Below are 12,903 nucleotides of genomic sequence, written 5' to 3'. Positions count from 1 at the left end.
CGGCGAAAATTGTCCAAGTTGCTCTCATTCTTACAGAAACCCAAGGCTTCGGCAAACGGAGCTGTTGGCGGCACGTTACTGGCATGCCGTGGTAGACTGTCGCCTTTGCCATGACGCCTGTACGGATGGGAGGAGAAGGCTTGACGCTCGCGATTTTTGATCTGGATAACACTTTGCTGGCCGGGGACAGCGACCATGCATGGGGCGAATTCCTGGTGGAAGAGGGCATGGTGGATGCGGAGGAGTACAAGCGGGCCAACGACCGCTTCTATCAGGAATATCTGAATGGAGAGCTGGATGTTTTCCATTACCAGCGCTTTGTACTGGCCCCCCTCACCCGCCACAATCTGGAAGAGCTTGAAGGCTGGCGGGCTGCTTTCATGGCCAAGAAGGTGCAGCCGATGATGCTGGACAAGGCGGTGAAGTTACTCGCGGATCATCGCGAGCGGGGCCACACGCTGATGATCATTACGGCAACCAGCCGTTTTATTACCGAACCTATCGCCGAAATGCTGGGAGTGGATCATTTGATTGCCACTGAGCCAGAGCTGGTGAACGGGAAATTCACGGGTGAAGTGGCGGGCACACCGAGTTTTCAGGAGGGCAAGGTGGAGCGGCTGAATGACTGGCTGACTGCCCACGGCGAGAGCCTTGAGGGCGCCTGGTTCTACAGCGATTCCCACAATGATTTGCCGCTGTTGCGGAAGGTGGACAATCCTGTGGCGGTGGACCCGGACCCTACCCTGGAGAAAACGGCAATTGAGAATGGCTGGGCGGTGATTTCGCTGCGGGCGTAACGCCCGCAGATCACAAAAACCCAGTCAGGGAACGCACAAAGCAGGACTTGATATAGTCCGTCTCCGGAATCCCCGGTACGATCGGATGATCCGGCGCCTGGTGACCCTGTTCCAGTAGTTGCACAAACCGGTCGATCTTGCGGCCGCTGCTACGAATAATATCGATCAGCTTTTCCTGGGAAAGATGCATGGAACAGGAGGCCGACACCAGTAGTCCGTCGCGCTCCAGCAGCCGGAGCCCCAATTGATTCAACCGGGCATAGGCTTGCTCACCAGCTTTCTGGTCCCGGCGGCGCGGGATCAAGGCAGGAGGGTCCAGCACCACGATGTCGAATTTTTCCTTTTCGTCCGCCAGGGCTTTCAGGGCATCAAAGGCATCACCTTCAATGGTATCCACGTTTTCCAGCCCATTCAGTTTGGCGTTGTGGTGTACCGCATCTACGGCGGCTGACGATGCGTCCACGCAGGTCACCTGGGATGCGCCGGCGCAAGCGGCCTGAATGCCCCAACCGCCCACGTAACTGAACACATCGAGAACTTTTTTGCCGGGCGCGTAGGCCTGCAGGCGCTGGCGATTCATGCGGTGGTCGTAGAACCAGCCGGTTTTCTGGCCGCCCGCCAGGGGCACTTCAAAGCGGGCGCCGTTTTCTTCCACCAGCACAGTGTCGGCTTCCGGACCGTGGGCAAATTCCACGTAAGTATCCAGCCCTTCTACTTTGCGCATTTTTCCATCGTTCTTCAGCACGATGATGCGGGCATGAGCCAGGCGCTGGACGGCACGGACAATAGCCTCCTTCATCTGCTCCATGCCGGCGGTGGAGATCTGCACTACGACGACATCATCGAACCGGTCTACTACCAGGCCAGAGAGACCATCGCTGTCGCCGAATACCCAGCGATAAAAGGGTTTATCAAACAATCGCTCCCGCAGGCTCAGTGCCGCCTCCATGCGATCAGTCAGCCGCTTGGGCGTCATGCCGTGAGCAGCATCACGACTGATCAAACGACCGCAGATCAGGGCATGGGGGTTCACAAACGCCACCCCCATCGGTTTGTCGTTCGATGCCCGAACCTGCACCTGCGCGCCGGGCTGAAACTCCGTCAGCGGGCTGCGGCGGGTATCCACCTCGTTGCTGTACACCCACAAATGACCGGCCCGGAGACGACGTTCTGCGCCTTTGCGCAGATAGAGAACGGGGAATTCCATCAATAATTATTCCTCAGCGGCCACGTGTTCAGCGTAGGCAGCCGCATCCATGAGGCCTTCCAGCTCGCCTTCGTCGGCCAGTTTTACCTTGAACATCCAGCCATCGCCGTAGGGGTCTTCGTTCACGATTTCCGGCTCGTCTTCCAGCTTTTCATTGATCTCGATGACCTCGCCGGTTACCGGGCTGAAAACGTCTGAGGCGGATTTCACGGATTCTGCCACGCCGGCTTCTTCGCCGCCGTTTACCGTTGCGCCCATTTCCGGCACACCGATGTAGACCACATCTCCCAGCTGCTCCTGGGCAAAATCGGTGATGCCCACGGTGGCGGTGCCGTCAGCGTCAACGCGCACCCACTGGTGAGTTTCGATGTACTTCAGATCAGAAGGGATTTCACTCATGATTTGTGTGTCCTGTGATAATTTTCCGCGCAGTTTAACCGAAGAGACTAGTTCCAGCGAATGCTGCGGGCCAGCTTCACGAACGCGTTCAGATAATCCACCGCCTCGTCACGCTCCCGGAAACCCAGAAAAATCTGTTTGGGCATACCTTGTTGACCGAGTTTCAGGGCTCTGATGGGCATGTTCCGGGCATAGTCATCCACCAGCCAGCGTGGTAACGCACTCACCCCTCGCCCTGCAGCAACCATCTGCAACATGATATCGGTGGTCTCAATGGTCTTATGGCGTGCCGGTGCGGTATGCGCCGGCAGAAAAAACCGCGTGAAGATGTCCAGACGCTCTACTGCCACCGGATAAGTAATCAGCGTTTCTTTTTCGAGTTGATGCGGCTCTACCCATTTTTCATCGGCAAGCGAATGATCTTCCGACACCACCAACACCTGTTCATAATCGAACACGGGCTCAAAACGTACACCGGGCTTATGCAACGGGTCCGGGGTAACCAGCAAGTCGATATCATGACCAAACAACGCGCCCATGCCGCCGAACTGGAACTCCTGTTTCACATCCACATCGACATCCGGCCACTGCTGCAAGTAAGGGCCTACTACTTTCAGAAGCCATTGATAGCAGGGGTGACACTCCATGCCAACTCGCAAGCTGCCGCGCTGACCTTGGGCAATCTGGTGAATCTGCATCTCAGCGTGTTCAAACTGCGGCAGCAACCGGTTGGCCAATGCCAGCAACTGAACGCCAGCTTGGGTAAAACGCAACTGGCGCCCCTCGCGGAGCCAGACCGGCGTGCCCAGTTGCTGCTCCAGCTTGCGAATAGCATGGGACAGCGCCGACTGAGTGAGGTGTAGCTGTTCCGCCGCCGCCGTCAGTGAACCCTGGCGCTCCACGGCTCGCATAATCTCCAGATGGTGCCGCTCGACCATGGCCTCTCCGTGAATTTTTCTCATGACTTGGTGAAATAATACCATTTTTATTCATGCAAAAGCCCGCTTAACCTTGAGACCTCATTCAACGCACAAGATTCAAGGACTCGATCATGGCAACCACACATAACCTTGGCTTTCCCCGTATCGGTGGCCAGCGCGAACTGAAATTCGCGCTGGAAGACTATTGGGGCGGCCGGCAAACTGAACAGGAACTGGCCATTACGGCGGCCGATCTGCGCCGGCGCCACTGGCAGCAACAGGCCGGGCTCGACTATGTGCCGGTGGGCGACTTTTCCCTTTACGACCAGGTGCTGGATATGTCCGTCACTCTGGGAAACCTCCCCATCCGGGCCGCCAGCAAAGAAGGCTCGGAGCTGGATGCTTACTTCCGTGCCGCACGTGGCCGGGGTGCCAATGATAGCCCCTGCTGTGCCACTGCCGCTGGCGAGATGACCAAGTGGTTTGACACCAACTACCACTATATTGTGCCGGAGCTGACAGCTGACACTCACTTTGAACTCAATCCGGAACGACTGTTAACACAACTGTCCGAAGCACGGAAGCAGGGACTCAACGCAAAACCCGTGATTATTGGCCCGGTGACCTATCTCTGGCTGGGAAAAACCTCGGATGGAAGCAATCCTCTGGATTTGCTGGAGCGCCTGCTACCGGTGTACTCCCAACTCCTGGAAGCCCTGGCGGATGCCGGCGCGGAATGGGTTCAGATTGACGAACCTGCCCTGGTCACGGACCTGGACGCCAACTGGCGTTATGCCTTTAATCTGGCTTACCACCAGCTCAAAACGAACCGCCCGAAACTGCTATTGGCCACCTATTTCGGCGAGCTCAGGGACAATCTTCAACTGGCGTGCGAATTGCCCGTTGCAGGCCTGCACGTTGATGCCATCAGCGCGCCGGCCGAGGTCAGTCGCGTGGCAGACTGGCTGCCGAGCCACAAGGTGCTTTCTCTCGGGGTGGTCAACGGTCGCAACATCTGGAAATCGGATCTGAACAGCACTCTGGGCTGGTTGGAACCCCTGAACGAAAAACTGGGGCAACGTTTGTGGCTGGCACCAACCTGCTCGCTTCTGCATGTCCCTGTCGATCTCTCCCGGGAACAGGAACTAGATCGCGACATTCGCAACTGGCTGGCGTTTGCGGTTCAGAAACTCGACGAACTGAAGATTCTCGCCAGAGCACTGAACGAGGGCCGCAGCAGCGTGCGCGCCGAGCTGGCAGACAATCAATTGGCCATCGATAGCCGCCGCAGCTCCCATCGCGTGACCAATCCGGAGGTTCGAAAGGCCGTTGCCGCCGCCACGTCTGAGCTTGGCAATCGCCAGAGTCCCTACCCTCAGCGGATCGTCCGCCAGCGGGAGAGACTAAACCTGCCCGCCTTCCCGACCACGACCATCGGATCTTTCCCGCAAACCCGCGAGATTCGACAGGCGCGACTGCAATTCCGTAAGGGCGAGCTGAGCGAAAAGGCTTACATCGAACAAATGCGAGCAGAAATCGTTCGTTGCGTGGAAGAGCAGGAAAAGCTCGGACTGGATGTCCTGGTACACGGCGAACCCGAACGTAATGACATGGTGGAATACTTTGGCGAGCAACTGGACGGCTATGCCTTCACGCGCTTCGGCTGGGTTCAGTCTTACGGTTCGCGCTGCGTGAAACCTCCGATTCTGTTTGGCGATATCCGCCGACCCCAGGCCATGACCGTGGAATGGATCCGCTATGCCCAGTCGCTGACGGACAAACCAGTGAAAGGGATGCTGACCGGCCCGGTGACGATTCTGAACTGGTCTTTCGTGCGGGATGATCAGCCTCGCAAGGATTCCTGCCTGCAACTGGCCCTGGCAATTCGCGAGGAGGTTCAGGATCTGGAACAAGCCGGCGTGAACATCATCCAGATCGACGAAGCCGCTCTGCGCGAAGGTCTGCCGCTGAGAAAGTCGGACTGGGCAACGTATCTGGAGTGGGCAATCAACAGCTTCCGCATCGCCGCCAACGGCGTAGATGACAGCACCCAGATCCATACCCATATGTGCTACTCGGAATTCAACGACATCATCGAAGCCATTGCCCGTATGGATGCCGATGTCATCACCATCGAGACCTCTCGGTCAGACATGGAACTGCTGGATGCGTTCCGGAGCTTTGAATACCCCAACGACATTGGTCCGGGCGTATACGACATCCATTCGCCCAACATTCCTGACAAGGAACACATCATCAACCTGATGACTCTGGCGGCTGAACGTATCCCCGCAGAACGGCTGTGGATTAACCCGGACTGCGGCCTGAAAACGCGGAAATGGGAAGAAGTGAAGCCGGCACTGGAAACCATGGTAGCGGCAGCGCGGGAACTGAGAAGCTAGGTTTCACAAGCGGCAATCTGTGGGTGCGCCCAAGAAAATGCACCCGCAGATTTAGCGGTGCGGCTACCACTTGTTGAGCTGCAAGCCGTGCTCTTCCAGGTAATCGCCATGCTCCTCCAGATAAGACGCTGTGGCACTGGCAAAATCGTCGGGGTCACCCTCAACCTCAGTAGCGGATACTCGCATCACCTCCACCGCGTTACTTCGCTGGCTCATCATCCACATTACGACCTGGCCGCCGGGGGCCAGGCCCAATACCAGCGAGCTCCGAGGCCTCATGCCGGTTGTTCCGTCCGGATATGAATGTGCGGCTGGCTTACGCATCTGGTCCTGCATGCCCTCCGGTACACGAATCAATGAGAAATAGAATTTTTGCTCTGCAAATGAAAACCAATGAAGGGCGATCAGACTGGGGAAGGGGTTCATCTCCCCACCTGAGCCCACTGGACCGCCAGCACCACTCCAACAACAACCTACCTGCCCTCCGAGGGGCGCTCGCCAACTCCGTACGCCCGGCTTCTCAAGATGTACATTTATCAACCACATATCATAACGGTCCGGTGCTACAGCACGGATACTCCAATGCTGGCTTTCCTCTATGGAAGAGGCACATCCGGCGAGAGCGAGGCTGAATACAATGACGATCATTCTCATCCATGGTTCCACGATTCAAACCTCCCAACGATTCGGATAAATTGTGCGTTGGCCAGATGCCTCTGGAGCATTGGGACTAAAATTTCGTCCGAAGCGCAGTGTTGCTGTCGCTCCAAACAGCCCGGTTTTGAGCGGGTTATAGTGGGCGGAATAGTGAGTATACCGTTGCCGGATCAAATCCCGTTGATCAGGTGCTAGGGAGACCTTCTCAGCACCGGCAGTAATTTGCGCCAACATATCTTCCGCAATAGACACCAGCTCCCTTGGCACTCGTGTTTCTTCGCTGCTATCGAAATCGAAAAATGGCACCCCAGCCTTCAACGCGAGCCCATGCATTATTTGCAAAGGAACTCTGGAGTACCCTCCAAGTATCTGTCGAACCATCCGCAGGGCAAGCTCAACTCGACCGTCAGGCGCTGGATGAGAAGATATTTCCTTATAGACGCTGAGCTCTGCCGGGCCATCATCTTTCAGACTTCGAGGTAAAGGAGCATGTTCGTCCGATTTTGGCACGGGCAGACTGTAACGGCCCACCCATCCTTCAGACCGTTTATTCACCATCAATGCCTCAAGGCTGTCCCACTCTATAGTTTGTTCCGGCCATCGGTTCCGCTCAGATGGAATCAAATGGAAGGGGCTGACTAACACATCTTCACGCTGACTACCTGGATATCCACCACCGATGTCCGAGTGCGCGCCAGGCAAACTGATTTCCCTGAAGTTTGCAGGCAATGCTCCGTCTTCATCTCTCAGACTATTCAAAGCAAAGTTTTCTCGGTATTCATCTGCAGCCACCAAATGCACCGCTTGTTGAACATTCGATGGGTCCAGGTAAACATTCACTGGATCATTTCGTTCGTTATCAGGCTGAAAATCCAATGCCGCAGGATTAATAACTGCTGCGACAGTATCGAACAAACCAACAAAGCGTATAGAAATACTTTCTGGCCAAGCTAGACGCTCTTTTACAAACGCTCGGCCGAGCGCACCTCCAGCTCCACGAGTTATCTCATACGCAATATGCCTCGCGGCTGCAGCACCACGACTAAATCCAAACAAATCAAAAGTGACTGATGTGATAGTGCTGCCCAGCTCTCTGGATCCGATCTGCAACGCGATTTCTTTGCATGCCCGCTCAGTCTGACTAACGATTCCCGTCTCGCCCATACCCGAGACGGATCCCACCAATGAATCAGCCTGGCCCGTTTTGGTCCCTATCCCTGGCGTGTAGACCCAAAACCTGTGATGGCTTCCGTTGTGGCCAGCTTTCACGGAAGTTCCGTATAAATCCCGTAGCTTCGCCACATTACTCGGCGCATTGCCATAACTCCCACCCAATGCCAGAGACAATCTATACTCACATTCCTCCAGTGACATCTCGCCGCGCTCAAAAGCCTCAACGCATTCGGTCGCCACTCGCTCTTCCAGTTCCCTGGAATTGTCAGCATTGTTGAGGGTGCCATCAGTGAAGATGCCAATTTCGAGATGGATTTCCGGAGGTGCTTCAGTGGTGGAAGATTCGGTCGTCTTGGTCAGTGCAGAGACAGGCAAAACGTTTTTCGAGAATGAGCTGGGTGAGCCGCCGGATTGAACGTCTTGCCGCGAAGCCTGCTCGCGCTGTTTAAGGCGATACTCCATCGCGAAATCGCCTGAAGGCAGACTTCCCACGCCCAGACTGCCCTGAACCCGCAAATCTCCCGGGGTAATACCGTGCTGATTCAGAGCGTTTACTCCGGCGATGATCTCATGATCAACTCCGGCCTCGGTCACCTGCCAACGGCCCTCGCCTCCCACCTCCTCACGCCAACGCACGACGGGTGAGGATGGCTCGCCATCAATACTGTCAAAAACCAGAAGAAGCCGCCCATCCCGTATTTCCCGGAGGACATTCTCAATATGGGTATTGCGCTGTTGATTGAACGCCCGCGCTCCCAGACCGTAAGTTGCCGGCTGTCCAAGGAGGCGCTCCAGATTTGTGTTGGGGTTGTTCTGAATAAAGCGTCGGGCTTTTTCCAAGGCAAAAAAGGGCGATTCCAGCCCTGGCAGATCCGCAGCCCGCAGATCCTGAGGTTGTATAATTCTCATTCCGTGTCATCCGTTGACGAGTGCTGATCTTCCCTGTGAAATCCCCTTCACAGGCTTGTCATATTATCAAAGCCGTCAACGTAAACCGTGATCTGCCTTCAGCCAGGCCCGAATCAATACCCAGTGCTCTTCTCGTCCAGGTCAAACTCGAAACTTTCCGCTCGGCGGACTTCCGTCTTGAAGCTGCCGGAGGGATCAAGTTCCAGCCAGCGATAACCCGGTGCCAGAGGTTCCACGGCAAAGTCACTGGATCCTGTGGCGAACTGGATGCAAGTGGAGGGTGTAGCCAGCAGGCAAGCACCGTTGCGCTGCTGTTCAAGCTCTTGATGGATATGGCCCCACAGCACTACCCGAACCTGCGGATGCCGGTCAATCACTTGCCAGAAGGCGTCCCGGTTTTTGAGCCCGATTTTTTCCATCCAGTCTGAGCCGATATCCACCGGGTGGTGGTGCAGGCTAACCACAGCAGGCATCTCTGGTTGCTCGGACAAAGCCCTGTCGAGAAAACTCAGCTCATCGGCCGAAAGCTCTCCAAACACCTTGCTGTGTACCGAGGAATCGAGCATGACAAACTGCCAGCCGCCCTGGATCCATTGTTTCTGATCAGAGCCGGACTCCGCCGCAATGGAAGACAAGAGCGCGGAATCGTCATGATTGCCAGCAATCCAGAGCGAGGGGCAATCAAACGCCTTCAGTTGTTCAGCGAAATAGCGATACGCCTCCGGCGATGCATCCTGGGTGAGATCTCCGGTGGCAAGAATCAGGTCGGGCTGGCCGTGATTGCGAAGCACTTCGTCAATCACCGCCGCCAGGCTGTCACGGGTGTTGACTCCCAGCAAGGCGCCATCCGCAGACGCCATCAGGTGCGGATCGGTAAGCTGCAACACATTGAGTGGGCGCGCCGTTGTGGGTTTGGTCATGCCAGGCCTGTTCTGTTTTCTGCAAGCAGTTGATAATCCAGACAAGTGTACGATGGCTTAGTTCAGATTGATTGTTCACGAATGGAAGGTGGATCACATTCTGACCAGCGGCACGCTATATTTTGCAGTATTTGACAACTCTGCCACAGGTCCGACAACCGGCTTTATAGACTTTCGGCGAACTGAGAAACCGTTCAGAGATGAGGGTTTTCAATCGATGCCTTCGCCCGCAGACCAGGCTGCATGCTCCATCGGCAGGTGCCCGAATCGCAGGCAGTAGTCCAGCCAATCGGCAAGAAAGCCATTCACCTGAACCTTTTCATCCGGGTGATGCATGAACCGGTTCGGATAGTCATTCACGGGCGCAATCTGTCGCTGCCGGTAGCAGCTGATTACTTCGGCCATCAGGGCGTCGTGGTATACGCGCACAGTCATCCGCGGGTTATTCAGCCACCGACCACTATTGTGAACTTGTTCCAGCAACAGGGTTTCTGTGAATCTGGCCGTCTGCAGCACTTCAATCCGTACCCGGCCCAGGTACTGGTTCTCCCGGTGCAGTTCGAACTCACATACGGGCTTGCCATCCACCTCAAGCTGGCGCAGCTTGCGCAGGCGCTGATAGTTGCCGTCGCCGAGCGCCCCCAACTGGCGCAGGTCCGGCACATACTGCCTGGGCCGTTTTACCCACTCCGTCATGCTTGCCACTCCCGCCGCAAACGCTCCCGGTTCAATTGCAGCCACTGGATGGCAATAATCGCGGCGGCGTTATTGATGCGGCCATCAGCAATCATGGCAAAGCATTCTTCCGCTGACACCACGTGGCTGAGAATGTCCTCGTGCTCATGTTCCATACCGAAAACACCACCAGCCTCGGCGGTGCTGATCTGACCGCAATACAGGTGGATCATTTCCGTGGTACCGCCGGGGGAAACCAGGTAATCGCAGATTTTGTCCAGGCGACTGAAACTCAGCCCAGCCTCTTCCTGACCTTCTCGCTGGGCCACCTCTTCCGGACTCTCACCATCCTCGTTCATGCCAGCAACAAGTTCCAGTAACCAGGGGGACTGGTTACGGTGGAGCGCCCCCAAACGAAACTGCTCCAGAAGCACAACCTCGTCGCGCGCCGGGTCGTATGGAAGCACGCAGGTGGCATCACCTCGGATAAACAGTTCCCGGGTAAAGACGGGCATGTCGCGACCATCGAAGCGCGGATGCGTCAGCCAGAGTTTGTCCATTCGGAAGAAGCCCTGGAACACGGTTTCACGTTTTTCGACTTTGACGTCGCTGGCGTTGAACTGGAATGGTTTTGGCATTACTTCACCCGGTTGCGCATTCGGCCTTGAACGATAGCCGGAGCCACGGCGAGGTGCAAGTTAACACCCCGCCAGGCACGGATTCACGCCATCACGGAACCAAGTGAATGCGGGTCAGATCTTGTCGTAGATCTTGCTACCCGATTCCACGAACTCCCGTGATTTCGCCTGCATACCGGCATCAATCGCCGACACCTCATCGATACCGTGCTCTGCCGCGTAATCCCGGACCTCCTGGGAGATTTTCATGGAGCAGAACTTGGGGCCACACATGGAACAGAAATGCGCCACCTTGGCCGATTCCTTGGGAAGGGTTTCGTCGTGGTAGCCGCGGGCAGTATCCGGGTCCAGCCCCAGGTTGAACTGGTCTTCCCAGCGGAACTCGAATCGTGCTTTGGACAACGCATTGTCGCGGATCTGGGCACCCGGGTGACCTTTTGCAAGGTCTGCAGCATGCGCGGCGATCTTGTAGGTGATAATGCCGGTTTTCACGTCGTCCTTGTTGGGCAGTCCAAGGTGTTCCTTGGGCGTGACATAACAAAGCATGGCACAACCGTACCAACCGATCATGGCCGCCCCAATGCCAGACGTGATGTGGTCATAGCCCGGGGCAATATCGGTGATCAGCGGTCCGAGCGTATAGAACGGCGCTTCGTCACAGCATTCCAGCTGTTTGTCCATGTTCTCCTTGATCAACTGCATCGGCACATGGCCGGGGCCTTCGATCATGCACTGGACGTCGTGCTTCCAGGCAATTTTGGTGAGTTCTCCGAGAGTTTCCAGTTCACCAAACTGGGCGGCATCATTGGCATCGGCAATAGAGCCCGGGCGCAAGCCGTCACCAAGACTGAAGGAGACATCATAGGCCTTCATGATTTCGCAGATGTCTTCAAAGTGCTCGTACAGGAAACTTTCCTTGTGGTGAGCCAGGCACCACTTGGCCATGATGGAACCACCTCGGGACACGATGCCGGTGGTGCGTTTGGCGGTCAGTGGTACGTGGTGCAGGCGCACGCCGGCGTGGATGGTGAAGTAATCCACGCCCTGCTCCGCCTGTTCAATCAAGGTGTCGCGGAAGATTTCCCAGGTCAGCTCTTCGGCCACGCCGCCGACTTTTTCCAGGGCCTGGTAGATGGGCACGGTGCCGATGGGGACCGGGGAGTTGCGGATGATCCACTCCCGGGTTTCGTGAATGTTCTTGCCGGTGGACAGATCCATGATGGTATCCGCTCCCCAGCGAATGCCCCAGGTGAGTTTTTCCACTTCCTCTTCAATGGAGGAGGTCACTGCCGAGTTGCCAATGTTGCCGTTGATCTTCACCAGGAAGTTGCGGCCGATGATCATCGGTTCGATTTCCGGGTGGTTGATGTTGGCTGGAATGATGGCACGGCCGCGGGCCACCTCGTCTCGAACGAACTCCGGGGTGATTTCTTCCGGCAGGTTGGCACCGAATGACTGGCCGGGGTGCTGCTCGGCCAGCAATCCATTCTCTCGGGCTTCCTGCAGCTTCATGTTCTCCCGGATGGCAATGTACTCCATTTCCGGCGTAACAATGCCCTGCCGGGCGTAATGCATCTGGGACACATTGTTGCCGGGTTTGGCACGCAGGGGTTTGCGCTCGTCCATAAACCGGAGCGGATCCAGAGTCGGATCTTTCATACGCCGGCGGGTAAACTCAGAGGTATACCCTTCCAGTTGTTCGACATCGCCGCGTTCGGCAATCCATGCAGCGCGCACCGGCGGCAGCCCCTTGCGCAGATCAATGCTGGCTTCCGGGTCTGAATAGGGCCCGGAGGTGTCGTACACCACCACTGGCGGATTCTTTTCCCCGCCCATTTCAGTGGGCGTGTCACCCACAGTAATTTCCCGCATAGGCACGCGCAGATCGGCTCGGCTACCCTGCACGTATATTTTTCGTGAGCTTGGTAATGGTTTGATTGCTGCGGAGTCTACTTGTGCGGAATCGCTCAGGTAGGATGGGATGTCCGTCATCGTCTGCTCCCGTGTTTGCTCAGGTGGTCGGGTCGCGTATGACGGAGTTATGCCGAAGGTAATCCGAAACCTACTTCTGGCATGGTTCGTACGGTCTTAATCCCTACGCCGGTATTATCCGGATCAGGTCGCGGGTTCTGCGTTGCAATCTCAGCCGATCACCTGCTTCAGGCGAATCAGCACCCCGTCAAGACGCGATAAATATTCTGTTTTG

At 56.3% G+C, this 12,903-nt stretch carries 11 protein-coding genes and 1 riboswitch; of the genes, 2 read left to right on the top strand and 9 right to left on the bottom strand.

The window, feature by feature from the left end:
* Nucleotides 1–140 precede the first annotated feature (140 nt).
* On the top strand, nt 141–797 hold the full coding sequence (locus tag ACSSVV_RS14455) for a histidinol-phosphatase (RefSeq protein WP_113880404.1): 657 nt from the start codon (nt 141–143) through the stop codon (nt 795–797).
* Nucleotides 798–807: 10 nt separating this feature from the next.
* Here the strand turns inward: ACSSVV_RS14455 and ACSSVV_RS14450 are convergent, their stop codons facing one another.
* From ACSSVV_RS14450 to ACSSVV_RS14440, 3 genes are read right to left on the bottom strand one after another with little or no spacing between them, the layout of a single operon-like run.
* Nucleotides 808–2,004, bottom strand: a complete 1,197-nt coding sequence (locus tag ACSSVV_RS14450; protein ID WP_011784331.1) for a class I SAM-dependent rRNA methyltransferase — start codon at nt 2,002–2,004, stop codon at nt 808–810.
* Nucleotides 2,005–2,010: 6 nt separating this feature from the next.
* Complete coding sequence (gcvH, locus tag ACSSVV_RS14445; protein ID WP_011784330.1) at nt 2,011–2,403, bottom strand: glycine cleavage system protein GcvH; 393 nt, start codon at nt 2,401–2,403, stop codon at nt 2,011–2,013.
* A 47-nt stretch (nt 2,404–2,450) separates the two neighbouring features.
* The gene (locus tag ACSSVV_RS14440) at nt 2,451–3,341 is read right to left on the bottom strand and encodes a LysR family transcriptional regulator (RefSeq protein WP_023007627.1); all 891 of its coding nucleotides are present in this window, start codon (nt 3,339–3,341) and stop codon (nt 2,451–2,453) included.
* A 113-nt stretch (nt 3,342–3,454) separates the two neighbouring features.
* Between ACSSVV_RS14440 and metE the strand changes: the two genes are divergently transcribed.
* The gene (gene metE / locus ACSSVV_RS14435) at nt 3,455–5,725 is read left to right on the top strand and encodes a 5-methyltetrahydropteroyltriglutamate--homocysteine S-methyltransferase (protein WP_454106440.1); all 2,271 of its coding nucleotides are present in this window, start codon (nt 3,455–3,457) and stop codon (nt 5,723–5,725) included.
* 63 nt (nt 5,726–5,788) lie between these two features.
* On the opposite strand, the gene ACSSVV_RS14430 is transcribed toward metE, so the two are convergent.
* The 6 genes from ACSSVV_RS14430 to thiC all read right to left on the bottom strand — a co-directional run bounded on the left by ACSSVV_RS14430 (nt 5,789) and on the right by thiC (nt 12,689).
* Nucleotides 5,789–6,271 (bottom strand): DUF2931 family protein, encoded by a 483-nt coding sequence (locus ACSSVV_RS14430; protein WP_454106468.1) that lies wholly within the window; start codon nt 6,269–6,271, stop codon nt 5,789–5,791.
* 123 nt (nt 6,272–6,394) lie between these two features.
* Entirely contained in the window at nt 6,395–8,464 is a 2,070-nt protein-coding gene (locus ACSSVV_RS14425) for a T6SS phospholipase effector Tle1-like catalytic domain-containing protein (RefSeq protein WP_454106439.1), read from the bottom strand.
* 113 nt (nt 8,465–8,577) lie between these two features.
* A complete protein-coding gene (gene cpdA, locus ACSSVV_RS14420) occupies nt 8,578–9,384 on the bottom strand; it encodes a 3',5'-cyclic-AMP phosphodiesterase (RefSeq protein WP_228224962.1) in 807 nt (268 codons plus the stop codon).
* Between the two features lie 210 nt (nt 9,385–9,594).
* Nucleotides 9,595–10,080 (bottom strand): DUF1249 domain-containing protein, encoded by a 486-nt coding sequence (locus tag ACSSVV_RS14415; RefSeq protein ID WP_454106438.1) that lies wholly within the window; start codon nt 10,078–10,080, stop codon nt 9,595–9,597.
* Nucleotides 10,077–10,697, bottom strand: a complete 621-nt coding sequence (locus ACSSVV_RS14410) for an NUDIX domain-containing protein (RefSeq protein WP_014420552.1) — start codon at nt 10,695–10,697, stop codon at nt 10,077–10,079. The genes ACSSVV_RS14415 and ACSSVV_RS14410 overlap by 4 nt, the downstream gene beginning before the upstream one ends.
* 114 nt (nt 10,698–10,811) lie before the next feature.
* On the bottom strand, nt 10,812–12,689 hold the full coding sequence (thiC, locus tag ACSSVV_RS14405; protein WP_454106437.1) for a phosphomethylpyrimidine synthase ThiC: 1,878 nt from the start codon (nt 12,687–12,689) through the stop codon (nt 10,812–10,814).
* A gap of 83 nt (nt 12,690–12,772) precedes the next feature.
* A riboswitch (TPP riboswitch) is annotated at nt 12,773–12,886 on the bottom strand.
* Nucleotides 12,887–12,903: the final 17 nt, after the last annotated feature.

Source organism: Marinobacter sp. MBR-105 (assembly GCF_053628895.1).
Note: the sequence above shows the minus strand (reverse complement) of the source record. Positions and strands in the feature narration are given on the sequence as shown.

Coding starts and splice junctions, on each gene's coding strand:
- ACSSVV_RS14450 (WP_011784331.1), bottom strand. CDS start 2,004: ATGGAATTCCCCGTTCTCTATCTGCGCAAAGGCGCAGAACGTCGTCTC.
- gcvH (WP_011784330.1), bottom strand. CDS start 2,403: ATGAGTGAAATCCCTTCTGATCTGAAGTACATCGAAACTCACCAGTGG.
- ACSSVV_RS14440 (WP_023007627.1), bottom strand. CDS start 3,341: ATGGTCGAGCGGCACCATCTGGAGATTATGCGAGCCGTGGAGCGCCAG.
- metE (WP_454106440.1), top strand. CDS start 3,455: ATGGCAACCACACATAACCTTGGCTTTCCCCGTATCGGTGGCCAGCGC.
- ACSSVV_RS14430 (WP_454106468.1), bottom strand. CDS start 6,271: ATGTGGTTGATAAATGTACATCTTGAGAAGCCGGGCGTACGGAGTTGG.
- ACSSVV_RS14425 (WP_454106439.1), bottom strand. CDS start 8,464: ATGAGAATTATACAACCTCAGGATCTGCGGGCTGCGGATCTGCCAGGG.
- cpdA (WP_228224962.1), bottom strand. CDS start 9,384: ATGACCAAACCCACAACGGCGCGCCCACTCAATGTGTTGCAGCTTACC.
- ACSSVV_RS14415 (WP_454106438.1), bottom strand. CDS start 10,080: ATGACGGAGTGGGTAAAACGGCCCAGGCAGTATGTGCCGGACCTGCGC.
- ACSSVV_RS14410 (WP_014420552.1), bottom strand. CDS start 10,697: ATGCCAAAACCATTCCAGTTCAACGCCAGCGACGTCAAAGTCGAAAAA.
- thiC (WP_454106437.1), bottom strand. CDS start 12,689: ATGACGGACATCCCATCCTACCTGAGCGATTCCGCACAAGTAGACTCC.